The 24,621-nt window shown below is 66.9% G+C and carries 24 protein-coding genes and 2 tRNA genes; 12 read left to right on the top strand and 14 right to left on the bottom strand.

Annotation, left to right across the window (positions count from 1 at the left end):
* The first annotated feature begins 20 nt into the window (after positions 1 to 20).
* From IEV67_RS10195 to IEV67_RS10205, 3 genes are all read left to right on the top strand, one after another.
* The gene (locus tag IEV67_RS10195) at positions 21 to 665 is read left to right on the top strand and encodes an FMN-binding negative transcriptional regulator (RefSeq protein ID WP_188436479.1); all 645 of its coding nucleotides are present in this window, start codon (positions 21 to 23) and stop codon (positions 663 to 665) included.
* Positions 662 to 2,140, top strand: coding sequence for an amidohydrolase (locus IEV67_RS10200; protein WP_188436480.1), 1,479 nt, complete (start codon positions 662 to 664; stop codon positions 2,138 to 2,140). Before IEV67_RS10195 ends, IEV67_RS10200 begins: the two co-directional genes overlap by 4 nt.
* Before the next feature lie 67 nt (positions 2,141 to 2,207).
* Entirely contained in the window at positions 2,208 to 4,322 is a 2,115-nt protein-coding gene (locus tag IEV67_RS10205) for an acyltransferase family protein (protein WP_188436481.1), read from the top strand.
* Between the two features lie 73 nt (positions 4,323 to 4,395).
* Here the strand turns inward: IEV67_RS10205 and IEV67_RS10210 are convergent, their stop codons facing one another.
* Positions 4,396 to 4,881 carry a Dps family protein gene (locus IEV67_RS10210; RefSeq protein ID WP_188436482.1) on the bottom strand — a complete coding sequence of 162 codons (486 nt, stop codon included), beginning with the start codon at positions 4,879 to 4,881 and terminating at the stop codon, positions 4,396 to 4,398.
* A 130-nt stretch (positions 4,882 to 5,011) separates the two neighbouring features.
* On the opposite strand from IEV67_RS10210, the gene IEV67_RS10215 reads away from it, so the two are divergent.
* Both IEV67_RS10215 and IEV67_RS10220 read left to right on the top strand, forming a co-directional pair.
* On the top strand, positions 5,012 to 5,548 hold the full coding sequence (locus tag IEV67_RS10215; RefSeq protein WP_188436483.1) for a gamma carbonic anhydrase family protein: 537 nt from the start codon (positions 5,012 to 5,014) through the stop codon (positions 5,546 to 5,548).
* A gap of 33 nt (positions 5,549 to 5,581) precedes the next feature.
* Positions 5,582 to 5,656 (top strand) — tRNA-Ile (locus IEV67_RS10220).
* A 17-nt stretch (positions 5,657 to 5,673) separates the two neighbouring features.
* Here the strand turns inward: IEV67_RS10220 and IEV67_RS10225 are convergent.
* On the bottom strand, positions 5,674 to 6,570 hold the full coding sequence (locus tag IEV67_RS10225) for a glucose 1-dehydrogenase (protein WP_188436484.1): 897 nt from the start codon (positions 6,568 to 6,570) through the stop codon (positions 5,674 to 5,676).
* Between the two features lie 97 nt (positions 6,571 to 6,667).
* Between IEV67_RS10225 and IEV67_RS10230 the strand changes: the two genes are divergently transcribed.
* Positions 6,668 to 7,291, top strand: coding sequence for a cyclodeaminase/cyclohydrolase family protein (locus IEV67_RS10230; protein WP_188436485.1), 624 nt, complete (start codon positions 6,668 to 6,670; stop codon positions 7,289 to 7,291).
* 17 nt (positions 7,292 to 7,308) lie between these two features.
* On the opposite strand, the gene IEV67_RS10235 is transcribed toward IEV67_RS10230, so the two are convergent.
* Positions 7,309 to 7,605, bottom strand: a complete 297-nt coding sequence (locus tag IEV67_RS10235; protein WP_033107174.1) for a hypothetical protein — start codon at positions 7,603 to 7,605, stop codon at positions 7,309 to 7,311.
* Complete coding sequence (locus IEV67_RS10240; protein WP_188436486.1) at positions 7,605 to 9,602, bottom strand: DUF262 domain-containing protein; 1,998 nt, start codon at positions 9,600 to 9,602, stop codon at positions 7,605 to 7,607. Before IEV67_RS10240 ends, IEV67_RS10235 begins: the two co-directional genes overlap by 1 nt.
* 177 nt (positions 9,603 to 9,779) lie before the next feature.
* On the opposite strand from IEV67_RS10240, the gene IEV67_RS10245 reads away from it, so the two are divergent.
* Together IEV67_RS10245 and IEV67_RS10250 are read left to right on the top strand one after the other, a co-directional pair.
* On the top strand, positions 9,780 to 10,553 hold the full coding sequence (locus IEV67_RS10245) for a hypothetical protein (protein ID WP_188436487.1): 774 nt from the start codon (positions 9,780 to 9,782) through the stop codon (positions 10,551 to 10,553).
* A gap of 175 nt (positions 10,554 to 10,728) precedes the next feature.
* Positions 10,729 to 11,232: a DUF3145 domain-containing protein gene (locus tag IEV67_RS10250; protein ID WP_033107171.1), complete on the top strand. Its 504-nt coding sequence runs from the start codon at positions 10,729 to 10,731 to the stop codon at positions 11,230 to 11,232.
* A gap of 220 nt (positions 11,233 to 11,452) precedes the next feature.
* On the opposite strand, the gene IEV67_RS10255 is transcribed toward IEV67_RS10250, so the two are convergent.
* The 6 genes from IEV67_RS10255 to aceE all read right to left on the bottom strand — a co-directional run bounded on the left by IEV67_RS10255 (position 11,453) and on the right by aceE (position 19,071).
* Positions 11,453 to 12,688: a beta-ketoacyl-[acyl-carrier-protein] synthase family protein gene (locus tag IEV67_RS10255; protein ID WP_188436488.1), complete on the bottom strand. Its 1,236-nt coding sequence runs from the start codon at positions 12,686 to 12,688 to the stop codon at positions 11,453 to 11,455.
* 99 nt (positions 12,689 to 12,787) lie between these two features.
* Entirely contained in the window at positions 12,788 to 13,036 is a 249-nt protein-coding gene (locus tag IEV67_RS10260; RefSeq protein WP_188436489.1) for an acyl carrier protein, read from the bottom strand.
* Positions 13,037 to 13,104: 68 nt separating this feature from the next.
* A complete protein-coding gene (locus IEV67_RS10265) occupies positions 13,105 to 14,106 on the bottom strand; it encodes a beta-ketoacyl-ACP synthase III (protein ID WP_188436490.1) in 1,002 nt (333 codons plus the stop codon).
* The gene (locus IEV67_RS10270; RefSeq protein WP_188436491.1) at positions 14,103 to 15,023 is read right to left on the bottom strand and encodes an ACP S-malonyltransferase; all 921 of its coding nucleotides are present in this window, start codon (positions 15,021 to 15,023) and stop codon (positions 14,103 to 14,105) included. Before IEV67_RS10270 ends, IEV67_RS10265 begins: the two co-directional genes overlap by 4 nt.
* 96 nt (positions 15,024 to 15,119) lie before the next feature.
* Entirely contained in the window at positions 15,120 to 16,313 is a 1,194-nt protein-coding gene (locus tag IEV67_RS10275) for a PucR family transcriptional regulator (RefSeq protein ID WP_152594915.1), read from the bottom strand.
* Between the two features lie 31 nt (positions 16,314 to 16,344).
* Complete coding sequence (aceE, locus tag IEV67_RS10280; RefSeq protein WP_188436492.1) at positions 16,345 to 19,071, bottom strand: pyruvate dehydrogenase (acetyl-transferring), homodimeric type; 2,727 nt, start codon at positions 19,069 to 19,071, stop codon at positions 16,345 to 16,347.
* Between the two features lie 153 nt (positions 19,072 to 19,224).
* On the opposite strand from aceE, the gene IEV67_RS10285 reads away from it, so the two are divergent.
* Positions 19,225 to 19,297 (top strand) — tRNA-Val (locus IEV67_RS10285).
* Here the strand turns inward: IEV67_RS10285 and IEV67_RS10290 are convergent.
* Together IEV67_RS10290 and IEV67_RS10295 are read right to left on the bottom strand one after the other, a co-directional pair.
* Entirely contained in the window at positions 19,257 to 20,327 is a 1,071-nt protein-coding gene (locus IEV67_RS10290) for an NADPH:quinone reductase (protein WP_188436870.1), read from the bottom strand. The two genes, IEV67_RS10285 and IEV67_RS10290, sit on opposite strands and share 41 nt — an antisense overlap.
* A 47-nt stretch (positions 20,328 to 20,374) precedes the next feature.
* Positions 20,375 to 20,944: a TetR/AcrR family transcriptional regulator gene (locus IEV67_RS10295; RefSeq protein WP_188436493.1), complete on the bottom strand. Its 570-nt coding sequence runs from the start codon at positions 20,942 to 20,944 to the stop codon at positions 20,375 to 20,377.
* Between the two features lie 92 nt (positions 20,945 to 21,036).
* Here IEV67_RS10295 and IEV67_RS10300 point away from each other — a divergent pair, with 92 nt between their 5' ends.
* Positions 21,037 to 21,930 (top strand): SDR family oxidoreductase, encoded by an 894-nt coding sequence (locus IEV67_RS10300; protein ID WP_188436494.1) that lies wholly within the window; start codon positions 21,037 to 21,039, stop codon positions 21,928 to 21,930.
* Here the strand turns inward: IEV67_RS10300 and IEV67_RS10305 are convergent.
* Positions 21,906 to 22,451, bottom strand: coding sequence for a MarR family winged helix-turn-helix transcriptional regulator (locus IEV67_RS10305; protein ID WP_188436495.1), 546 nt, complete (start codon positions 22,449 to 22,451; stop codon positions 21,906 to 21,908). The genes IEV67_RS10300 and IEV67_RS10305 overlap by 25 nt on opposite strands.
* Before the next feature lie 80 nt (positions 22,452 to 22,531).
* Between IEV67_RS10305 and IEV67_RS10310 the strand changes: the two genes are divergently transcribed.
* The gene (locus IEV67_RS10310) at positions 22,532 to 23,323 is read left to right on the top strand and encodes an SDR family NAD(P)-dependent oxidoreductase (RefSeq protein ID WP_188436496.1); all 792 of its coding nucleotides are present in this window, start codon (positions 22,532 to 22,534) and stop codon (positions 23,321 to 23,323) included.
* Positions 23,324 to 23,341: 18 nt separating this feature from the next.
* Here the strand turns inward: IEV67_RS10310 and IEV67_RS10315 are convergent, their stop codons facing one another.
* A complete protein-coding gene (locus tag IEV67_RS10315; RefSeq protein ID WP_188436497.1) occupies positions 23,342 to 24,181 on the bottom strand; it encodes an aldo/keto reductase in 840 nt (279 codons plus the stop codon).
* A gap of 49 nt (positions 24,182 to 24,230) precedes the next feature.
* On the opposite strand from IEV67_RS10315, the gene IEV67_RS10320 reads away from it, so the two are divergent.
* A complete protein-coding gene (locus IEV67_RS10320) occupies positions 24,231 to 24,608 on the top strand; it encodes a YchJ family protein (protein WP_188436498.1) in 378 nt (125 codons plus the stop codon).
* Positions 24,609 to 24,621 lie beyond the last annotated feature (13 nt).

Consider the following 24,621-nt stretch of genomic DNA (forward strand, 5'->3'; position numbering starts at 1 on the left):
CGCGGCCGTAGGCTGAGAACATGCGTCAGAATCCCAGTTTCACGCTCGCCGATGTCGCGGAGATGCGGCGCGTCATCGAGCAGAATCCGTGGGCGACGATCGTCAGCGCCGCCGCCGACGGGCAGGTCGCGTCGCACTACGTGATGATGCTCGACGAGGACCGCGACGACCTCACCATCGTGGGGCACGTCGGCCGGCCTGACGACCTGATCCACGGCATGGGCGAGCGTGAGCTGCTGGTCGTGTTCCAGGGCCCGCACGGCTACGTGTCGCCCGGTTGGTATGGGCCGGACACCCAGGCCGTGCCGACCTGGAACTACATCGCGGTGCACCTCGCGGGTGTGCCCGAGATCCTCAGCGACGACGAGAACCTGAGAGTTCTCGACCGGCTCGTCGAACGCTTCGAAGCGCGCAAGTCGGACCCGCGATTCATGTGGGAACGGCCGAACGACGAGGCCTTCGTGCGCAGGCTCGCGGCAGGCACGGTCGGATTCCGTCTGACGCCGACGCGGGTGGTGGCCAAGCGCAAGCTCAGTCAGAACAAGGATGCCGCGACCGTCGAGCGCGTCATCGCCGAGCTGCAGGGCGACGGCGTCTATGCGAATCCCGCGCTGGCCGGCGAGATGCGCCGGGCTCAGGACGCGCGCCCCGGTCGAACGGCATGACGGAGGTCGGCGCCGACGTCGCGGTGATCCGGAACGCGCGGATCGCGGGCCCAGGGCGTGAGTTCCTCGTCGATGACGAGCCTGTCGACATCCACATCGATGGCGGCCGGATCGTCGACATCGCCCCCGCCGGTGCCCTGCCCGCACGTGGCGGGGTCATCGACGCCGACGGCGCATGGGTCGTTCCGGGCCTGTGGGACAACCACGTTCACACCGTGCAATGGGCTCTGGCCTCCGAACGGGAACAGCTGGGCGCCGCTGTCTCAGCCGTCGATGCGGCCTCGCGGATGTCGGACGTCGCCCCGCTGGCAGACGGCCGCCGCGTGGGCACGGGGTTCCGTGACGCGTTCTGGGCGGATGCACCCTCGCTCGAGGTCCTCGACACCGCCACGGGAGACGTGCCGACGTACCTCATCAACGCCGACGTGCACAGCGTGTGGCTGAACTCCGCCGCGCTGGCTCGCGAGGGATTCATCTCTGCCGACGGCGTGCTGCGTGAAGAGGACGCCTTCGAGATCTCGAAGCGCGTGAACGCGGTGGAGCCCGCGCACGGCGACCATGCGGTGCGTTTCGCAGGCGTGGCCGCCGCAGCCAGGGGAGTGACGGGGATCGTCGACTTCGACATGGCCTGGAACGCGGATGCCTGGGCGCGCCGCGCCCGCGCGGGATTCGGCACGCAGCGGGTGGAGTTCGCGGTGTACCCGGCGGATCTCGCACGCGCCATCACAAGTGGCCTTCGCACCGGTGAGGTGCTGCCCCAGACCCACGGCCTCGTTCGCGTCGGACCACTCAAGATCATCTCGGACGGGTCGCTCGGCACCCGCACCGCGGCGTGCTCGCACGCCTACCCGGACGACACTGCGGACTTCGGCGTGCTGAACATCCCGCCCGCCGGCCTGATCGGTCTTCTGACGGATGCGGTCGGTTCGGGGCTCGCCGTGGCCATTCACGCGATCGGCGACCGCGCCGTGTCGTCGGCATTGGACGCGGTGACCGTGACCGGCGCATCCGGAACGATCGAGCACGCGCAGCTGGTGCGCCATGCCGACCTCGCCCGTCTCGCCCGTCTCGGCCTCGCCGCCAGCGTGCAGCCGGTGCATGCGCTCGACGATCGTGATCTGGTGGACGCGTACTGGGCGGCTCAGACGGCTGTCGGGTACCCGATGGCGTCACTGCTGCGCGCGGGCGCCGAGCTGAGGCTGGGCTCCGACGCGCCTGTGGCGCCGCTGGATCCATGGCAGGCCATCGCGGCGGCGGTGCATCGGACGAACGACGAGCGCGAGCCGTGGCATCCCGAAGAACGGCTGAGCGTCGGTGAGGCGCTCGATGCGAGCGTGCGCAGCGCCGTCCGTCCTGGCGAGCCTGCGGATCTGGTGCTGTGCGGTGCTGATCCGCATGACGCGGGCTCGTCGACGTTGCGCACGATGCCGGTGCTGGCGACGCTGCTCGGCGGACGGATCACCCACCTGAAGTGATCGCGGTGCATGCGTCACCCCTTGGCGGTGCGCGTGATCGCGGCGTGCGCACGATACCGTTGTAGCCGTGAACTCCACAGCGCAGACTCCGCCTCTCACCCGGTCCCAGCGTCGTCGTGACCGCTCACCGGAGCATGCGGCATCCTCGCGGTTCATCCCGCACGTGCAGGGGCTCAGGGCGATCGCCGTCCTCTTCGTCGTGCTGTACCACTTCTGGCCCGCCCGTCTCAGCGGCGGTTACGTCGGCGTCGACATCTTCTTCGTCATCTCCGGCTTCCTGATCACCGCGCATCTGGCGAGGGAGCTCACCTCCACAGGAACGGTCAAGCTCGGACAGTTCTGGGCGCGCCGAGCGCGCCGTCTGCTTCCCGCGTCACTACTCGTGCTGCTGTTCTGCGCGATCGTCGCGGCGATCCCGTTCCTCACACCGACCTCGGCACTGCCCGCCGAGGTCAAAGAGATCATCGCCTCCACGTTCTACGTGGAGAACTGGTACCTGGTGTTCAACTCCGCCGACTATCTGGCGCACGCCGGAGACCCGACGACCGTGCAGCATTACTGGTCGCTCTCGCTGGAGGAGCAGTTCTACGTGCTGTGGCCGCTCATCATGCTGCTCGCGGCGTGGATCGCGGTCAAATGGTTCCGCGGCGATCGGCTGCGGGCCGCGGCGATCGCGATCGGCGCCGTCTCGGTCGCGTCGTTCATCTTCTGCGTGGTGTACACGATCACGGATCCGGCGCCGGCGTACTTCATCACCATGGGGCGGATGTGGCAGTTCGGCGTCGGCGCGGTCATCGCGCTCGTGCCGATGCTGCGCATTCGCAATGCCGCACTGAGCTTCGTGCTCGGCTGGGCGGGAATCATCGCGCTGCTGTACACCGCCTTCCGTTTCGACGGTCAGACCCCGTTCCCCGGATATGCGGCGCTGCTGCCGACTCTGGGCGCCGCGGCCGTCATCATGGCGTCGAACACCGACCGCTGGTGGTATCCGACCAGACTGCTGTCCATCCCGCCGATGCGCTTCACCGGCGACATCTCCTACAGCCTGTATCTCTGGCACTGGCCGCTGATCATCATCGCGCCCTCCGTGCCGTTCTGGGGTCTCACGATCTACCACCGCGTCGCGCTGCTGGTCATCTGCTTCGTTCTCGCATGGCTCACCAAGCGGTTCGTCGAGGATCCGGCTCGCTCTTGGAAGCCGCTCACCACTCGCCCGCCGAAGGTCACACTGTGGTCTGCGCTTGCGGCCATGCTGCTGGTCGGTGCGGTCGCGGCAGGAGGCTGGGCGATCAACGCCCCGGCGTATCAGCAGGGCGTGCAGGCGATCGAAGACGTGCGCGAGAATCCGCCTGCGTGCTTCGGTGCGGCATCGGTGCTGGACGAGTCGTGCGCAGGCACCGAGCTCGACACGATCCTTCCGGCTCCCGGGTTCGCCGGCGTCGATCGCCCATCGGATGAGCAGTGCTTCATCCAGCTGAACGACTCGCGGCCCAAGTCGTGCGAGTTCGGCTCTGACGACGCGGACGCACCCCAGGTGGCGCTGGTCGGAGACAGCCACGCGTTCCAACTGCTGCCGACGTTCCAGGGCATCGCCGAGCGGGAGGGCTGGCACCTCACGACGTACTTCAAGGGCGCCTGCCCGTGGAACGCCACGCCGCTGGCGACGGGCGGCTCTTTCGGCGCCGCATGCTCCGACTGGCGAGCGGGGGTGGACGCGCAGCTCGCGGACCGCGACTTCGATGTCGTGTTCACATCTGCGATCTCGAACACGCCCTACTCGTCGGCCGGGTTCGAATCCGCGCACGATGCCGCGGTGGCCGGTTACCAGAAGGCGTGGTCGACCATGACAGACCGTGGCATCCCCGTGGTCACCGTCGTTGACAACCCGGTCTTCGAGACCGATCCGAACAAGTGTCTGCGCACTCGTGATCAGACGGAATGCACGGGCGCTCGTGCAGATGTACTGCTCGAGGACGACCCGCTGCGCGACGCGGCTGCAGGCGCAGACGATGTGACGCTGCTCGACTTCACCGATGTCTTCTGCGATGAGGACACCTGCAAGACGGTCATCGGCGGCGCGAACGTGTATCGCGACCAGGATCACCTGACGGTGACGTTCGTCGACACGCTGGCTCCTCAGTACACCCAGGCGTTGAAGGATGCGATGGCGGCCGCGGGCTGATCCGCCGCATTCTCATCCAGACACGCAGAAGGGCACCGGACGGATCCGGTGCCCTTCTGCGTGTGCGCTGTTGTTACTCGGCGACGTGCGCGACGAGGAACCAACGGTCCTTCTCGAGGCCGCGCATGATCTCGATCGCCACGTCCTGGCTGGTGAGGTCGATCTCGTCGAGACCGTCGATCGCGGCCTTGGTGTCGACGAGGATCGCATCGATGTCAGCGACGATGTGGCGGATCAGCTCGGCCGACTGCGTGAATCCCGCAGGCACTGCAGACGCGCCGGCCTTCGAGGCGACGGCGCTGAGGCGCGCATCGATCGGGAGACCGAGAGCGACGATGCGCTCCGCTGCGGTGTCGGCGAAGGCTCCGGCGTTCGCGACGACGGAGTCGAGCAGTTCGTGGACGCCGATGAAGTTGGCGCCGCGCACGTGCCAGTGCGCCTGCTTGCCGTTGACCGTCAGAGCCTGCAGCCCGAGTACGACGGGGGAGAGGAACTGTGCCGCGGCCGCGGCGACCGTCGGGTCACTGGCGGTGGTGGAGATGGTCTGTGCCTTGCTCATGTTTCTGCCTCCAGAACGGCGAATTCGAACCTGATGCAGACAACGCTACTCAGCCTGAAACATTCCGCAAGCAAGCTGAGGCTCGGCTCACTTCCGCGGAATGACGCGGAAGTGAGGATAGTCTCGCCTCATGAGCATCTCGACGTCAGCATCCGTCCTCGCACTTCAGAACAAGACGCCGCACATCGCCGATGACTCTTTCGTCGCCGACGGCGCGCGCATCGTCGGCGAGGTCACTCTCGAAGCCGGTGCGAGCGTCTGGTACAACGCGGTGCTGCGTGCCGATTCAGCGGCGATCACGGTCGGGGCCGGAAGCAACGTGCAGGACAACGTCTCGGTGCACGTCGACAGCGGACATCCCGTCGTCATCGGCGCGAACGTGTCGATCGGTCACAACGCCGTCGTGCACGGCTGCACGATCGGCGACGGCTCGCTGATCGGGATGGGCTCGGTGATCCTCAGCGGTGCGGTGATCGGCAAGGGGTGCCTGATCGCCGGCGGCGCGGTCATCCTCGGCGGCACCGAGGTTCCGGACGGATCACTGGTGGCCGGAGTGCCGGCGAAGGTGCGCCGTGAACTGAGCGACGAGGAGCGTGCCGGCCTCATCGCGAACGCCGAGATCTATCACTCGCACCTCGAGACGCACCGGAGTGCCACAGCACTCTGACGCCGACGTGCACCGCTAGGCTGTTAACCCTGCGGGGCGGTGGCCAAGTTGGTTAAGGCAGCGGGCTCATAACCCGACGATTCGTGGGTTCAAGTCCCACCCGCCCTACCGAGGACCCCGACGCGCTACGGCGTGGGCGATCCGCCGTTGACGTTGAGCGTCTCACCGGCGACGTAACTGGACTCGGCAGATGCGAGGAAGACGTACGCCGGTGCGAGTTCAGCGGGCTCGCCCATGCGACCGAGTGGAGTCTGCGTGCCGAACTCGGCGATCTTCTCCTGCGGCTGTCCGTCCGTGACCTGAAGGGGCGTCCAGATCGGGCCCGGTGCGACTGCGTTGACCCTGATGCCCTTCGGAGCCAGCTGCTGCGCGAGCGCCTTCGTGAAGGTGTTGATCGAGGCTTTCGTCGTGGCGTAGTCGACCAGGATCTCCGACGGCGTGTACGCCTGGATCGACGTCGTATTGATGATCGTCGACCCCGGCTTCATGTGCGGCAGTGCAGCCTTGGTGATCCAGAACATCGCGTACACGTTGGTCTTGAACGTGTCGTCGAACTGTTCGTCGCTCAAGGTCGTGAGATCTTCGTTGAAGTTCTGTTTGCCGCCGTTGTTCACCAGGATGTCGATGCCACCGAGAGCCTGCACCGCCCTGTCGACGAGGTCACGGCAGTAGGCGTCATCCCGCAGATCCCCTGGCACGGTGAACGCCTGTCGTCCAGCCTCCTGGATCAGTCCCGCGATCCGCTGAGCATCCTTCTCTTCGCTCGGAAGATAGGACAACACCACGTCTGCGCCCTCGCGAGCGAAGGCGATCGCGGTAGCCGCTCCGATCCCGGAATCGGCGCCCGTGATCAGCGCCTTGCGTCCCTTCAAGCGATCGGTGCCCCGGTAGGTTGCCTCGCCGAGATCCGCCTTCGGAGTGAGCTCCGCATCGAGCCCCGGCTCGGGCTGGTGCTGCTTCTGGGGCTCTTTCTCGCTGTAGAGCGCGGTCGGGTCTGCGAATGTGTACTGGTCCTTCGACATGGGATCTCCTCCGGTTCGTCCTGTCGAACATAGGGACAAGGTCCGTTTCGTTCGAGGGGGTTGCGCCGGGACCGGGTCTTGCTCAAGGCTCCTCCCCATGAGTGATGACGCCCCGGTCTCTGCATCCACGCCGCTCGCCGACTGGCTGGCGGAACTCGCGCAACCCACCGGTGCACCGGGCGGCGGCGCTGCCTCGGCGGTGTTGCTCGCGACGTCTGCAGCCCTGCTGCGGATGGTCGCCGAGTACACACCCGACGACGCGCGTGCGTCGGAATGCGCGGAGCGGCTCGCGAGCCGGCGCACCGAGGTTCTGGATGCCGCGCACACTGACGGTCTTCGTTCAGCGGAACTGGGCGCCGCGCTGAACCGGTCTGCCGATGATCCCGATCGCGACGTCCGCGTGCGCGACGCCGCGTGCGCCGCGGCTCGCGCTTCGCAGCTGATCGGACATGTGGGTCATGCTCTGGTGTCCGAGTTGCGGTTGCTCTCGCAGATATCGAAGCCCCCGCTCGCGGCCGACGTCGCGGTCGCCGCCGCGGCACTGGCCGCAGGCATCTCCGGCGCCGCGATCAATCTGCGCGCCGACCTGCAGCTGGCGCGCAGGCACGGTGCGGCTTCGACTGCGGTCACCGAGTTCCAGGCTGAGGTGCGGTCCCTCGGGATCGCCCGATCTGCCGCTGCGGACATCTCCGAGCAGGTTGCGGAGATCCTCGACCGCTGACACGTCGCCCGCTGACGTCACAGCGGACGCGCGGTGATCGCCTCATTCCCCAGGTCCTTGCGCGCGGTGCGCAGGCACTTCGTGCAGAGCAGCTCAACTGTGCGCGGATGGTTCTCGCCGCACGTGCAGTCGATCGTCACACGCCACTTGGCGCGGCGCCCGCACGCGGCATACGCCTCTTCGTCACCATGGTCGCATTCGCACTCCAGCGGCACGTCGGCGTCCCATCCGAGTGAGATGTCCTCGAATGCCTGGTCGACCGGATCAGCGGCCTTCGGCGTGGCCGGTGCATCGGTATGAGTCTTCTGTCGCATCACATCACGTTCCCGATGTAGGAGTATTTCACGAACACCTCGGCGGCGATACCCGATTCCTCCAGCACGCCCTGCAGCGCGCTCATCATGTAGTTCGAATCCCAGCCCATGTAGAGGAAGTTCTCGTCGTCCAGAGCATCCCACTGCCCCTTCCACGCCATCTCGTCGTAGATGGGGCCGCCGTGGCTCCTGCTGTACGCGAGTGCAGAGGGCCGGGCGTCGGTCCATGCCCGGCGGAAGACCCGGTTGAAGAGCGCGCGGACGTCCTTCACCTCCCAGTGCTCGCCGCGGTACTCGACGTAGTCGAACTCCCGGTCCCAGCCCGCCGGCCAGCCGCGCCGCCGCACAGCGTCGAGCACGGGGGTGAGGGCGTCGTCGTCTATCTCGGGGAGTGCCGGGCGGGCCCAGATGCGCACCAGCTGCTCGGTGAGCCGCACCGTGCGCGCCGCGATGGCCGCTGTGCCCCAGGATTCCGTGTTCACGAGCGCGCGCGTCTCCTCGACCGCGCTGCGTGCATACGCATCCCGCCGCTTGTCGTCGTAGGAGGCACCGAAGACGCGTTCCGTGAGGGACTGCTCGAGCAGAGTGAGGTTGCCGAGCGTCGGCGCGAGCGCCCTGTGGCTGTTGCGTTCGTCCTCCGAGTAGTCGATCCAGGGCCGCGTGCCGTCGCCGGACCAGGCGTCGCTGGGCACGAGCGGAACGATGTGCTCGACGTCGTGGTCTGACGTGTCCTCGACCTGTTCGAGCCGGCCGAGCACGTACGCCGCGTGCGGGAGCTCGGCATACTTCAGCACCGCGCTGACCCGTTCGTCGGACGGAGTGATGCGCGCGAACGCCCGCATCAGCGCATCGCGGCCCTCGGAGCGCGCGCGGCAGAGCCGTGCGATCAATCGCTCAGCGGGCAGGCCGACCAGTGCACGCCGCAGATAGAGTGCCTGAATCCACTCCAGCGTCTCGATCAGCTCCGCGCGCGGGATGAGGCCGCGCGCATGGTCGCTGTACGCGCTCATGGCCAGGGGATATGCCGCGCGTCCGAACGTGTTGATGTACTCGAGCTGCGTCCGGATCTCGGCATCCTTCTCGGATGACGGATCGAGCAGGATGCCGTAGATCTCGGCGTAGTGTCGCCAGATGTCTGCATCCGCCTGCAGGTGCTCCACGTCGACGCGCGGGAACGAATGCCGGAACGCGCTGTACACGCCGTGCTCGCCGTTCGCGGCGACCTCTCTGCCGGTGGTCATCACGAGGTAGTGGCGCCAGAACGCCCCGATGGTCTCGCCGGTGTGGCGTTCGATCGGCAGCCAGTAGCGCTCTTCGACGTCGAGCTGCTCCGCGTGGGTGAGTCCCATCAGGATGTAGTTGTGGATCAGCTCATGGTCGCGCAGCGGCTCGCCGGTGGAGTTGAGGCTCTCGAAGATCTGCTGCGCGTTCGCCTCGGGTCCCAGCGTGATCGACACGTGCTCGATCCGTTGCAGTCCCCGCCAGATCGTCGGAGCCTCGTCGGCATGCACCTGGCTGCGGAAGAATGCGTAGTTGTCATCGAAGCGCGATTCGCGGTCGGCGTCGCCACGCTGATCGAGCACCACTGATTCGTAAAGCTCCGCCCACGCGTGGTGAGGGCGCAGCTTGGTGCGAGAGGAGTCGTCCGCACGCACCAGCACCCGTTCGAGATCTGCGGCCATGGCGGGGTCGGAATCGCGAACCGCGTGATGCAGAGCGGCGACGAGCAGCATGAGCGTCGTGATGCGCTGCTGTCCGTCGATGAGGATCAGATCGACCTCTGAGGCATCCTGTGCCGAGAGGATGGAGCCGATGAAGTGGCGGTGCGTCTCCCCTTCGCTGGCGACGGCCCGGATGTCGGAGAGCAGGCGCTCGCATCCGCCGATGTCCCAGCGGTACTGACGCTGGTAGACCGGAACGACGATCGTCGTGTCCGGAGCAGAGAGCCACTCGATCGTGTTGACGGCGGTCGCTTCGACATTCGTGGCGGTTGCCATGTTCTTCGCTCTTGCTCCTCACGGCGGTGCGATCCCGCGCCCCGCCGTCAAAGAGTCTAGTCGCCGCCGAATCGCCGACGGCGGGCCACGCTGGTGCCGCAGAACACGCTGTTAGGCTTGCCTTATCAGGGCCTGTTAAAACGTGCTGGCCCCCGATGAAAGGACATGACCTAGATCATGGGATACATCAAATCCGCTGCACTCGAGGAAAAGGGCTTCGTCGTCCTGGACAGCTACAACCAGGACCTCGATCCCAAAGAGTGGCTGGACATCGAGTACAACGACTGGAAGTCGTCGGGTGACACCCGGTTCGCTCCGCTCGCCAGCGCCTTCGGCGACATCGAGTGCAACGGCTTCTGGAACCACAAGCCGCCGCGCACCGACAAAGACGGCGTGTGGATCGACTCACAGGTCGCCAAGGCCCCGAACCTCACGCGTCGCGCGCAGGAGCCGGGTGCCAACGTCGGTCGCTGCCGAGTGATCGAGCTGCAGCCCACGCCGTACGGCGAATGCCTCTACAACCTCCACCAGGACGACAACAACCGTCTGAACCCCGATGGCACAGGCTGGGTCGTCCGCGGATTCTTCAACCTGACCGATGACAAGGACAGCTTCTTCGTCCTGCGCGAGAACCGCACCGACCCGGCAGGCGAGGTGCGAATCGCCCTTCCGGCCGGCGCGCAGCTCATCATCGACACGCAGCGTCTGTGGCACGCCGCGACCCACGTCGGCTCCGAGCCCCGGTACAACCTCATCACGTCGTGGACGTCGGGCCCCGAGCTCGACGCCTACATCGAGAAGTACAACGGCACCGACCAGATCGAGAACTTCGACGTCCCTCAGGACGTTCTCGAGGCCGGTTATGCCGAGCAGGCGCGCAAGGATGCTGCACGCGCCGCGTACTACGCGGCCAAGGGCCAGCAGGTCAAGCAGGCGATGAGCGAGGCGTAATCCGCTCATCAGCATCTCGTTGAACGCCCCGGCCGGAAGGTCGGGGCGTTCTTCATAATCACACGCTTGTGATTTCCGTCTGTCTGGGCGATAATCAGCGTATAACCGCATATTCTCGCCACACTTCGTTGGCTCAGGTCGTTGGGGAAGACGCACCTGAAGAAACGGAGAGATCATGGCGACGGCTTACGCACGCGGAGTGGTGTATATCCACTCTGCACCTCGCGCGCTTTGCCCGCACCTGGAATGGGCGGTCGGACGCGCTATCGGTCGTGCGGTGAACTTCGAGTGGGCCGAACAGCCCGTGCTCGAAGGCTCTCGTCGTGCCGAGTTCTACTGGGACGGCCCAGTGGGCACCGGCGCTGCTCTCGCGACCGCGATCCGCGGCTGGGAGCATCTTCGTTTCGAGGTGACCGAGGATCCGACACCGCGCAGCGACGGCGGTCGATGGTTGCACACCCCTGATCTCGGCATCCACTATGCGCAGGCCGACGCGGCCGGCAACATCGTCATCGGCGAGGATCGCATCCGCTACGCCATGGAGATCGCGGCTGGAAGCGCGCTCGAGCTGCAACGTGAGCTCGATGTCGCCCTCGGGTCGGCCTGGGATGAAGAGCTCGAGCCGTTCCGGCATGCCAGCGACGATTCCACCGTCGTGTGGCTTCACAAGGTCGGATAGCCTCCGGCCTCCCGTAGACCCGGGGCGCAGGAGGCGTCAGTATCGGATGCCGGTGAATCATCCCGGACTCCGAGAACGCGAATCCCGCCCCCCGCACGACGAAGGCCTCGCTCCGAGGAATCGGACGCGAGGCCTTCGTCGTGTTCACCAGTCAGTTCGGGTCGCACTTTCTGCCGTTATCGACGCGCGAAAGCGACAGGAATTGCGACCTGAACGCGGCTCAGTCCTCGTATGACGCGAACGCGGCGACGGCGTTGTGGCCGCCGAAGCCGAACGAGTTGCTGATCGCCAGCTGCGGACCGTCGCCCAGCGGCTGCGCGTCGCCGGAGACGAGCAGCGGGATCTCCGGGTCCTGCGTTGTGAGGTTGATGGTCGGGGGAGCGATGCGGTTCTGGATGGCGAGGATCGTGAAGATCGCCTCGAGTGCACCGGTGCCGCCGAGCAGGTGGCCGGTGGATGCTTTGGTCGCCGAGACCGGGATGTCGTGCACGCGGTCGCCGATGACGCTCTTCAGCGCGGCGTACTCGTTCGGATCGCCGACCGGCGTCGAGGTCGCGTGCGCGTTCACGTGGGTGATCTCATCCGGCGTACGACCGGCGGCTTCGAGCGCGAGCGTGACCGCACGCGCCGCACCCTCTGGTGCGTTGGCTGTGATGTGGAACGCGTCTGCCGTGACGCCGCCGCCGACGAGCTCGGCATAGATCTTGGCGCCGCGCGCCTTGGCGTGCTCTTCGGTCTCGAGGATGAGCACTGCCGCGCCTTCACCCATCACGAAGCCGTCACGGTCTTCCGAGTACGGGCGCGAAGCGGTGGCTGGGTCGTCGTTGCGACGAGAGAGCGCCTGCATCGACGCGAACGACGCGATCGTGATCGGGTGGATGGCCGATTCGGTGCCGCCGGCGATGACGACATCCGCGAGCCCTGCCTGCAGGTGCTCGTAGGCGTTGACCAGAGACTCAGTGCTGGATGCGCAGGCGGAGGCGACGGTGCGGGCGAAGGCGCGCGCGGTGAAGTGGAGGGAGAGATTGCCGGCGGCCGAGTTGGGCATGAGCATCGGTACCGTCATCGGCATGACGCGGCGGGGGCCCTTCTCGCGAAGGGTGTCCCACGCGTCGAGCAGGGTCCACACGCCGCCGATGCCGGTCGCGAAGTCGACGCCGAGGCGTTCTGGATCGACATCGGGCGAGCCGGCGTCCTCCCATGCCTCCATGGCCGCGATCAGCGCGAACTGGGAGGAAGGGTCGAGCCGCTTTGCGACCGGACGCGCGAGGACCTCTTCCGGACGCACGATCGCCTCGGCGGCGAACGTCACGGGGAGCTGGAGTTCTTCGACCCACTCGTGTTCGAGGGTGCGGCCCCCGGACATACCGGCCAGCAGGTTGGTCCAGTTCTCCGGAGCCGTGCCGCCGATTGCGGAAGTGGCGCCGATACCGGTGACGACGATGCGCTTGGTCATTGGGTGTGGTTCCTGTCGAAGGGGACGAGAGCGGTCTCTGGAGAGGGAAGGCAGAGGATGCCACGCCTCGCGGCTCGCGAGGGTGGCATCCGTCAGGTCTTACGCCTGGCCGGCGACGATGAAGTTCACGGCGTCACCGACGGTCTTGAGGTTCTTGACCTCGTCGTCGGGGATGGTGACGCCGAACTTCTCTTCTGCGTTGACGACGATCGTCATCATCGAGATCGAGTCGATGTCGAGGTCGTCGGTGAAGGACTTGTCGAGCGCGACCTCGGAGCCGTCGATGCCGGTCTCGTCGGTGATGAGCTCGGAGAGGCCGGCGAGGACCTCATCGTTGGTGAAAGCCATGTGGTTTTCCTCTTTCTTGCGGGTTGTATTCGGAACCGATGAACAGTTTAGGAGGTCGACGGACGTGATCAGGGAAGGACGACGACCTGCGCGGCGAACACCAGACCGGCGCCGAAGCCGATCTGCAGCGCGAGTCCGCCGGAGAGTTCAGGATGCTCGACCATCAGACGGTGGCTCGCGAGCGGGATGGACGCCGCCGAGGTGTTGCCGGTGGTCTCGATGTCACGGGCGATCACCGTGGTCTCGGGCAGCTTCAGCTGCTTCGCGAATTCGTCGATGATGCGCATGTTGGCCTGATGCGGGATGAAGGCGGCGAGGTCTGCCGCCTCGATGCCGGCGACTTCGAGCGCCTCACGCGCGACCTTCGCCATCTCCCAGACGGCCCAGCGGAACACCGTCGGTCCCTCCTGACGGAGCGTCGGCCACGGCACCTCGCCGTCGCGGAACTGGGTGAGCGTGCCGTTCATGCCGACGGCATCCGCCTTCGAACCGTCCGAACCCCACACGGCCGGCGCGATGCCCGGCGTCTCGCTGGGACCGATCAGTGCCGCGCCTGCACCGTCGCCGAGCAGGAATGAGATGCTGCGATCGGCTGGGTCGACGACGTCGGAGAGCTTCTCCGTCCCGATCACGAGGGCGTAGCGAGCTGCACCGGCACGGATCAGGGCGTCGGCCTGCGCGATCGCGTAGGCGTAGCCGGCGCACGCGGCGTTGACGTCGTATGCCGCAGCGGGGTTCGAGCCGACGCGGTCGGCGACGATCGCAGACACGGAAGGTGACTGCTTCGGATTGCTGATGGTCGCCACGATCACGAGGTCGACCTCGGATGCTGCGACACCGGACTTCTCGATGGCCTCGGCGGCCGCGATGGTGGCGAGATCGATCGCGTCGGTCTCCTTGACCGCTCGTGCACGGGTGATGATGCCGGTGCGCTGGCGGATCCACTCGTCACTGGAATCGATCGGTCCGATGAGGTCGTCGTTCGGGACCGCGTTCTCACCGCGCGCAGCGCCGAAAGACAGGATCCGGGTGAACTGCGGGCCGGTGGCCTGCTTCAGGGTGGCGCTCATGCGGCTGCTCCGTTCAGCAGCTCAGCCGCTGCGTCGAGGTCTTCTGGTGTCTTGACGGCCACGACGGGCGTGCCGCGCAGGCCCCGCTTGGCGAGACCGGCGAGGGCTCCTGCCGGGGCGAGTTCGATGAGGCCGGTGATCTCGTTGTCGGCGAAGGAGCGCATGCAGAGGTCCCAGCGCACGGGCGAGGAGACCTGGTTGACGATCAGGTCGAGGGCCGTGGCGCCGGACGTGACGATCGAGCCGTCCTTGTTGGTCCAGAGCGTGATCTGCGGGTCGTTCGGGGCGATCTCGCCGACGGCTGCGCGCAGCGCTTCGACGGCGGGCTCCATGTACGAGGTGTGGAAGGCGCCGGCGACCTGCAGCGGGATCACGCGGGTTCCCTTGACGGGCTCCTCGGCCAGTGCGGCCAAAGCGGGAAGGGCGCCCGCGACCACGATCTGGCCGCCGCCGTTGTAGTTGGCCGGTGAGAGCTCGAGCTCGGCGAGGCGGTCGAGCACGGCCTGTTCGTCACCGCCGATCACGGCGCTCATCCCGGTCGGTGCCTGTGCCGCGGCATCCGCCATCGCACGTCCGCGGACGCCGACGAGACGCATCGCCTGCTCTGCGGAGAGGACGCCGGCGCCGACGAGTGCGGCGAGTTCGCCGACCGAGTGCCCTGCAGTGCCGTCCGGGGCGCGTCCGGCGCGCTCGGCGAGTGCAGCGGACGCGATCAGTGAGGCTGCGACGATGAGCGGCTGCGCGATGCGCGTGTCGCGGATCGTGTCGGCGTCGGACTGCGTGCCATGCAGGACGAGATCGACTTGGGCGGCCTCGGAATAGGCGGCGAGGCTGTCGGCGACGCCGTCCAGTTCGAGCCAGGGGGAGAGGAAGCCGGGGGTCTGTGAGCCCTGTCCAGGGCAGCAGGCGACAATCACCTACTCAGTCTGCCAACGTTCACGCCAGAACGGTGGATGAACCATCACAAGATTCCGAGATTCCCTTGTGTGTGGCGTACAGCATTCGTCGGCGAGTCAGCGTGCGCGGCGGTTGGTCGGCCGGCGACGCACCGGGTCCGTGGCGCCGATCGAGCCGATGATGAGTGCTGTCTGCAGGATGAGAGCCTCGCGGGGGCCGGTCGCATCCCACCCGATGACCTCGCTCACGCGCTTGAGCCGGTAGCGGACCGTGTTCGGGTGCACGAACAACTCTCGCGCCGTCGCTTCGAGCGAGCGGCCGTTGTCGAGGTAGCTCCAGAGCGTGGTGACGAGGTCTGTCGAATGCGCCTGCAGGGGACGGTAGATGCGCTCGATGAGTGTCTGCTTCGCCAGCGGGTCACCGGCGAGCGCACGTTCCGGCAGAAGATCGTCGGCTTCGACCGGACGCGGAGCCGTGCGCCATGCGCGGGCGACGGCGAACCCTGCGAGGGCGGCGCGTGCGCTCTGTCCGGCATCCACGAGTGCCGCGACCGGCGGGCCGAGCACGACGTAACCGGGGCCGAACGACGGCTCGAGACGCGCCGCGATGTCTTCGAAGGCGAGTTCATCCGCGACGTCTTCGCGGCCGGGGACACGGGCACGCCCGAGGACGAGGACGAGCCGCGAGCCCTGCACGCCGATGAGCACGTCGACCGCGAGCTTGCGTGCGGTGCGGCGCACGTGATCGACGTCGAACTGCGGGGGAGTCGTACCGACCAGCACGCAGACCTCACCATGGCCGTGCCAGCCGAGCGCGGCGATGCGGCTGGGCAGCTCCTCATCGGCCTCGCCGGTGAGGATGGAATCGACCACCAGTGCTTCGAGCCGTGCGTCCCACAGACCACGTGCCTCGGCGGCGCGGGCGTACACGTCGGCGGCGGCGAAGGCGACTTCGCGCGAGTAGAGCAGAATCGCTTCGCGAAGGGCTTCGCCCTTACCCGCGACCCGCTCCTCCGTGACCTCGACGGTCACCCGGATGAGCTGCAGGGTCTGGGTCAGGCTCACGCTGCGCAGGAGTTCGCGCGGGGCGGCGGCGAAGATGTCCGCCGCGATCCACGGCGTGGAGGTCGGATCGTCGAACCACTGGATGAACGACGTGATGCCCGCCTGGGCCACCAGCCCGACCGCAGAGCGGCGGGCCGGTGGCATGTCGGCGTACCAGGGCAGCGTGTCATCGAGACGCTGGATGGTCGCCGTGGCGAGATCGCCGGAGATCCGGCGCAGCCAGGCGAGCGTCGTCGTCTTGTCCATCGATGCCACAGGCGATCCGGTCACACCGGGCTCAGCTCTCGCCGCCGGCGTTTCCGCTCGTGCCGGCGTTGACGTTGTGCAGGTCGTACTTCGAGATCGCCTGTGCGATCACGGAGCGCTCGACCTGCCCCTTGTCTGCGAGACCCTGGAGCGCGCGGACCACCATGGAGGGGCCGTCGATCTTGAAGAAGCGACGTGCCGCTGCACGGGTGTCGGCGAAACCGAAGCCGTCCGCGCCGAGCGTGTAGTAGTCGCCCGGAACCCACTGACGGATCTGATCCTGCACGGCGTGCATGAAGTCGCTGGTCGCGACGAACGGACCCTCGGCTCCCTGCAGCTTCTGCGTGACGTAGGCGACCTGCGGCTCTTCCTCGGGGTGCAGGAAGTTGTGCTCGTCGGCGGCGAGACCGTCGCGGCGCAACTCGGTCCAACTGGTGACGGACCAGACATCGGCGGCCACGCCCCAGTCCTTCGCGAGGAGTTCCTGGGCCTCGAGTGCCCACGGCACGCCGACGCCGGATGCGAGCAGCTGCACGCGAGGTCCGTCGCCCTGGCCCTCGGAGACGCGATGCAGACCCTTGAGGATGCCCTCGACGTCGACGTCCTCCGGCTCAGCGGGCTGCTTGAACGGCTCGTTGTAGACCGTGAGGTAGTACATGACGTCGGGGTCGGGGTGCGATCCGCCGTACATGCGCTCGATGCCGGCCTGCACGATGTGCGCGACCTCGTAGCCGTAGGCCGGGTCGTACGTGACCGTGGCCGGGTTGGTCGACGCGAGCAGCGGCGAGTGGCCGTCAGCGTGCTGCGTGCCCTCGCCGGTCAGCGTCGTACGGCCGGCCGTCGCGCCGATCACGAAGCCGCGCGCCATCTGGTCGGCGGCTGCCCAGAAGGCATCGCCGGTGCGCTGGTAGCCGAACATCGAGTAGAAGATGTAGATCGGGATCAGCGGCTCGCCGTGCGTCGAGTACGCCGTGCCGGTGGCGGTGAACGCCGCGGTGGCACCGGCCTCGTTGATGCCGACGTGCATGATCTGACCCTGCGGGCTCTCCTTGTAGGCGAGGAGCAGTTCGCGGTCGACGGCGGTGTAGTTCTGGCCGTTCGGGTTGTAGATCTTCGCGGTCGGGAAGTAGGCGTCCATACCGAACGTGCGCGCCTCATCAGGGATGATCGGCACGACCCGCTCGCCGAAGCCCTTGACCTTCATGAGGTCCTTGAGCATGCGGACGAACGCCATCGTCGTGGCGACCTCCTGGTTGCCGGAGCCCTTCTTGGGGAACGCGTAGTCCTTGTCCTCGGGGAGCGTGAGCCCCACGTGGGTGGTGCGCCGCTCAGGCAGGAAGCCACCGAGCTCGTGACGGCGGTCCAGCATGTACTGGATCGTCTCGTCCTTGGCTCCGGGGTGGAAGTACGGCGGCTGGTACGGGTTCTCCTCGAGCTGCGCGTCCGTGATCGGGATCTGCATGGTGTCGCGGAAGAGCTTGAGGTCTTCCAGCGTCATCTTCTTCATCTGGTGCGTCGCGTTGCGACCCTCGAAGTGCGGGCCGAGGCCGTAGCCCTTGACAGTCTTCGCGAGGATGACGGTCGGCTGGCCCTTGTGCTCCATGGCGGCCTTGTACGCGGCGTACACCTTGCGGTAGTCGTGGCCACCGCGGCGCAGCTTCCAGATCTGGTCGTCGGTGTAGTCCTTGACCAGGGCGGCGGTGCGCTCATCGCGACCGAAGAAGTTCTCGCGCACGAAGGCGCCGCTCTCGGCCTTGTAGGTCTGGTAGTCGCCGTCGGGGGTGACGTTCATGAGGTTCAGCAGCGCGCCCTCGGTGTCGCGGGCGAGCAGGTCGTCCCACTCGCGGCCCCAGACGACCTTGATGACGTTCCAGCCGGCGCCGCGGAAGTACGACTCCAGCTCCTGGATGATCTTGCCGTTGCCGCGCACCGGTCCGTCGAGGCGCTGCAGGTTGCAGTTGATCACGAAGGTCAGGTTGTCGAGGCCCTCGTTCGCGGCGACCTGGAGCTGACCGCGAGACTCGACCTCGTCCATCTCGCCGTCGCCGAGGAATGCCCACACGTGGGAGTCGGCGACACTCTTGATGCCGCGGTTCTCGAGGTACTTGTTCGCCATCGCCTGGTAGACCGCGTTGATCGGGCCGAGGCCCATCGAGACGGTCGGGAACTGCCAGAAGTCGCGCATCATGCGCGGGTGCGGGTACGACGGGATGCCGTTCGGCGCGCCGGACTTCTCCTGGCGGAACGCATCGAGCTGCGACTCGCTCAGGCGCCCCTCGAGGAAGGCGCGGGCGTACATGCCGGGGGAGGCGTGACCCTGGTAGAAGATCTGGTCTCCGCCAGACGAGTCGTCCTGCCCGCGGAAGAAGTGGTTGTGACCGACCTCGTAGAGCGAGGCTGCCGAGGCATATGTCGAGATGTGCCCGCCGACGCCGATGCCTGGTCGCTGTGCCCGGTGCACCGTGATCGCGGCGTTCCAGCGGATCCAGTGGCGGTAGCGGCGCTCGAGTTCTTCGTCGCCGGGGAAGTCCGGCTCGTTCTCGGACGCGATGGTGTTGATGTAGTCGGTGGTCGGAACCATCGGCACGTTGAGGTGCAGCTCTTTCGAGCGCTTGAGCATGCTGAGCATGATCTCGCGCCCGCGGCCGTGACCCTTGGAATCGACCAGCCCGTCAAGTGACTGCTGCCACTCGCCGGTCTCCTCCGGATCGCTGTCGAGGGGGCCCTGGGAGTACGGATCCTGGTCGTGAACGGTCACAAGGAGCCTTTCGTCAAGCTGGCAGGTCTTGCCAAGGAAACGGGAAGCGACGCGGGGAGCCTTGTCGGCTCGGCACAACGCGCGCCGCATTCAGCCTAGCCCTCTTCACAGACTGCGTCGCGCATCCGAGGCATGGATAGACTGGATGCACCAGGGCCTTTAGCTCAGCTGGTAGAGCGCCACGTTTACACCGTGGATGTCGTCGGTTCGATCCCGGCAGGGCCCACTCCATGGTCATTCTCCGCGACGCGGATGAGCACCTTCCCGATCGCGCCCTGCTGCACCGCGTCGTGCGCAGCGGCGGTCTCCTCTAGCGGAAACCAGGTGAGGGGAAGGCCCGCCGCCTCTCCGACGGGAAGCGCGTCGTCCTCCAGCGCGGCCGTGATGTCTGCGACCGCGGCGGCGAGAGCATCCTCACCGACCGTGTAGAGCAGCAGCCCCTGCCACCGCACGTTCTTCGCGAACGTGGCGATGATCGGGATGGTGATCCTGTCGCCCTTGTCATTCGCGTAGAACGCGATCGAACCGTGGTTCGCGACCACGGCGACGTCCAGTGCCGCGTTCATGGCGGGGGAGACCTCGACGATGTGGTCGACGCCCGAGGGTGCGACGTCCAGAATCCGCTCGGCCAATCGATCGTCGGGATAGCGGAACACGTGGTGCGCGCCCGCTGCTCGGGCGAGGACCTCCTTCTCCTCGCCGCTCACGGTCGTGAGAACCGTCGCTCCCGCCCAGACGGCGAGCTGGATCGCCGCATGCCCAACGGCGCCTGCCCCGCCCTGCACGAGAACGATGCGGCCGGACAGCGCGCCGGGGGAGAGCCGCGACGGGCCGAACTCGTGCACGGTCAGCGCGCGATGCGCGGTCATCGCCGGAACACCGAGGCTCGCGGCGACGTCGAAGCCGATGCCATCAGGAAGCCGGACTGCGCGCGTGGCGGGGACGATCGTGACGTCCTGCGCAGTACCGGTCGGCCGTTCATGCGCCGCAAGGTAGACCCACACCCGATCTCCGACCCGCAGGCTCGCGACATCGTCGCCGACGGCATCGACGACGCCGGCGCCGTCCTGATTCGGCACGATCTGATCGAACGGCATCGGCGTGCCCGATGAGGCGCGAGCCTTCCAATCGGTCGGATTGACGCCGGATGCGTGAATGCGGACGCGCACCTCGCCGGGACCCGGCTGTCCTGCCTCGCGCTCGATCAACGTGAGCGTCTCGGAGCCGCCCTTGCCCGTGTACACGATTGCTCTCATGTCGGATGCAAGGCGGAGGCGCGTGCGGGTATTCCGCGCCTATGCGGTCAGCCGAGTTCGGTGAGAGCCGCGCGCAGACGATCGAGCGCCGCTGCCGTCAGGGGCGCCAGCTCTTCGCCTTCCCCGGAAGACCAGGCAGCGAACGCCTCTTTGAACGCGAGCACGCCGAGTTCGGCGGCCGTCGCTGCCACCGGTTCGCTGACGCCTCGGTTTCGCAGCGCTTCGCTCATCGCTGCGGCCATTCCGACCTTCTTGAGCACGGCCCGTTCCTGCAGCTCGCTGCTGGTGGCGATCACGGCTTCGAGCCGTGGACCCAGTTCGCGGTTGAAGGGAGTCATCGCTGCGGCAGCACTCGCGAGCCCGGCGGCGACGGCAGCAAGTGGCGTCGCATCCGCCGGTGCTGTCGTGATTCCCTCGGCGAACAGCGCCGACAGCGTCTCCTGCCCTGCAGCGAGCACCTCTCGCTTGTCGGTGAAGTGCCGGAAGAACGTGCTGCGGGTGAGTCCGGCGCGGTCTGCGATCTGCGCGACTGTCGTCTCGTCGTATCCCTGCTCGGAGAACAGGTGCAGCGCGGCGGAGACGAATCGCTCCCGCGCATCGGGCTTCCAGCGTGGCATGACCCCATGCTATCTGATGAGACACATGTCGCATCAAAGTGCTACCGTGATGAGACAACAGTCGCATCACCTTCCAGGACAAGGAGCAACTCATGCATGTCTTCATCACCGGAGCATCCGGCGGAATCGGCCAGGTCGTCACGGAAGAGCTCGTGGCGCATGGCCATGAGGTCACCGGACTGGCTCGCTCTGACGCGTCCGCGCAGAAGATCCGTGCAGCCGGAGGCACACCGCTGAAAGGCGACCTCGGCGACCTCGACGTGCTCACCGCTGCTGCCCGAGCCGCCGATGGCGTGATCCATCTCGCCTTCAGCAACGACTTCACCGATCTTGCGCGGAGCATCGCCGAAGAGGGTGCCGCGATGGATGCCATCGGTTCTGCTCTCGTGGGAACCGGCAAGCCGTTCTCCATCGTCTCGGGCACGCCCGTCGCGAGCGGCCGAGCCGCCACCGAGCAGGATCCGATGTCGACAGTCGGCCCCGTCGGCGGGCGCGGCATCAATGCCGACCGGATTCTCGGGCTCGCGTCGCAGGGCGTGCGCACATCGGCCGTGCGGCTGCCCCGTTCCGTGCACGAGCGTCACGTCGCATACGGCTTTGCGGGGATGCTGATTCAGGCCGCGCAGCGATCGGGTGTCTCGCCGTACGTCGGCGACGGCAGTCAGCGCTGGCCGGCCGTGCACCGCCGCGACGCCGCATCGCTGTTCCGGCTCATGATCGAGTCGGGCGAGTCTGGCACGGCCGTGAACGCCGTCGGCGACGAGGGCGACTCGATGCTGGCGATCGCCACGGTGATCGGAGAGCAGCTCGGGGTTCCCGTCCAGCAGGTGCCCGCTGAGATGTTCGGCCCGCTCGGAGAGATCTTCGCGACGGATCAACCGGCATCGAGTGCCTGGACGCGAAAGACCTATGGATGGGAGCCCACTCGCCCGAGTCTTCTTGACGATCTCGCCGCAGGCGACTACCCGGCGCTCGACGTGCGCTGAGGCGAAGGCCGGACCCGGCTTGCGGCGTGTGGGTCTACGGCGGGTCGCCAACCGTCGTCCTGCCTGATGGCGCCCAGGATCAGACGACTGATCTCCTTCAACTGCGTCAACTGCGCCGTCGTCAGTGGGTCGATGACCAGTCTGCGCACTGTGTTCACGTGCCCGGGACTCGCCTGCTCGACCTTGGCCAGCCCGGCATCCGTGAGGATCGCGAGCGTGAAGCGACCGTCGGCCGGGTCGGGGGTCCTGCGCATCCAGCCGCGCTTCTCCAGACGTGCGGCCGCGCGCGAAAGCCGTGACAACGAGCTGTTGGCGTAGCCGGCGAGCACACTCATGCGGAGGGTCGCCTCCGGAGCGTCGGCGAGGGCGTACAGGATTCCGTACTCGAAGTGCGACACCTCCGAATCACCGAGCAACTGTGCGTCGAGTGCGGTCGGCAGCCATTCCAGGAGCGTGGCCAGAGACGACCAGGTCGCCAACTCATCGCCATCGAGAACCGCGGGGCGGGAAGGATCGGACATGCCAGCAGGCTATCCGATTGACTTGCGCAGTCAAGTCAAATAGTGCAACATGACTTGACTGAGAAAGTTAAAGGAGTGTCATGGAGCTGAAACTGAGCGGCAGAAGAGCGTTCGTGAGCGGGTCGACGCAGGGGATCGGATACGCGATCGCGAAGGGGCTGCTCGCCGAAGGGGCCTCCGTCGTCATCAACGGACGAAGGGGGGAGAAGGTCGACGCGGCGGTTCTCCGACTGAAGGCGGGGGATGCCGACGCACCCGTCTCGGGACTCGTCGCCGATTTCGAAGACCCACGTCAGACGGCACAGTTGATCGAGGAGCTCGGAGACGTCGACATCCTGGTCAACAACGTCGGACTCTTCGGACTTGCCTCCTTCGGCGACATCGGCGATGACGACTGGCAGCGGTATTTCGACATCAACGTCATGAGCGGGGTGCGACTCTCCCGAAACGCGTTGCCGCGCATGCTCGAGAACGGCTGGGGGCGGATCCTCTTCATCGGCAGCGAGTCCGGAGTCAACATCCCCGCAGACATGGTGCACTACGGCGTCACGAAGGCCGCGATGCTGGCGCTGAGCAACGGTCTCGCGAAACTCACCCGCGGCACAGAAGTGACAGTGAACACGATCCTGGGCGGCCCGACATACTCCGATGGCGTCGCCGACACCGTGACCACGCTGTCGCAGGCGCAGGGAATCCCGGCGGACGCGTTGAAGACGGCCATCATCGGCGAGAACAGGACGTCGCTGCTCGAGCGATTCATCGAGCCCGAAGAGATCGCCAACCTCGCGCTCTACCTGTCGAGCCCGCTGTCGTCTGCGACGAACGGTGCGGCGCTGCGGGCAGATGGCGGCGTGCTAACGACCACCACCTGACTACAGGGTCGCCGCCGTTCAGGACTCCTCGTGACTCCTCGGGTCGGCGTCGAAGAGGCGACCGTCGGGTCGACCCAGAGCAGTGATCGCGGCGACCTCGGCGTCATCGAGGAGGACGGATGCCGCGGCGAGGTTCGCGCGCTGGTGCTCCAGCGACGATGCCTTCGGAATCGCGACGCTCTGCCGTGCGACATGCCAGGCGAGCACAGCCTGCGCCGGCGAGATCTCGTGTGCCGCGGCGACCTCGACGATCACCGGCTCCTCCAGCAGCGCCTTCGCGCGGCCGATCGGGCTCCAGGCTTCGGTGATGATGCCGTGCTCCAGGTGATAGGCGAGCTGCTCCTCCTGCGGGAAGTACGGGTGCAGTTCGATCTGATTCACCACAGGGCGCACGCCGGTCTCGTGCTCGAGCCGTTCGAGGTGCTCCGGCAGGAAGTTCGACACACCGATCTGTCGCACGACGCCGCGCCGCTGCGCCTCCACGAGTTCTGCCCATGCCTGCACATACTCGTCCTGACTGGGGTTCGGCCAGTGGATGAGATGCAGATCGGTGGCATCGAGCCCGAGTCGGAATCGGCTCTCCTCGATGCTCGTGCGCGCCTTCTCTGTGGGGTGGTGGCGGCCGGGCAGCTTCGTGGTGACGATGACTTCTGCGCGATCCGTCGCGGCATCCGCCACGCCACGGCCCACGGTGCCCTCGTTCTCGTAATTGAACGCGGAGTCGACCAGGCGATAGCCGGCATCGATGCCTGCTGCGATCGCCGCCGCGCCCTCGGCGCCGTTGAGGCGGTACGTTCCCAGCCCGATGGCGGGGAGGGTGAAGCCGTTGTGAGCTGTGCGCGTGGGTAGAGCGGTCATCGTGGTCTCCTTCGAGGTCTGGAATCAGCGTACGCGGCACAATGGACTCATGCGATGTCCCTGCTTGTCCGGCGACACATTCGAGTCGTGCTGCGGTCCGGTGCTCGCCGGAGAGGCGACCGCGCCGACTGCAGAGCGCCTGATGCGGTCGAGATTCACGGCGTTCGCGGTCGGTGATTCGCCATACCTGCTGCGTTCATGGCATCCGTCGACCAGGCCGGGTGATCTCGAACTCGACACCGACATCCGCTGGACGCGACTCGACATCCTCGAGACCGAGGCCGGCGGTCCGTTCGACACGAGTGGGTTCGTGGCGTTCGAGGCGTTCTATCGGGAGCGCGGAGTGCAAGCCTCGCTGAAGGAACGCAGCCGCTTCGTACGCGAGGTCGGGATCTGGTCGTACGTAGACGGCGCGCCCGTCGGATGACACGATCGTCGGA

The organism is Microbacterium murale, assembly GCF_014635185.1.
Classification (GTDB): Bacteria; Actinomycetota; Actinomycetes; order Actinomycetales; family Microbacteriaceae; genus Microbacterium; species Microbacterium murale.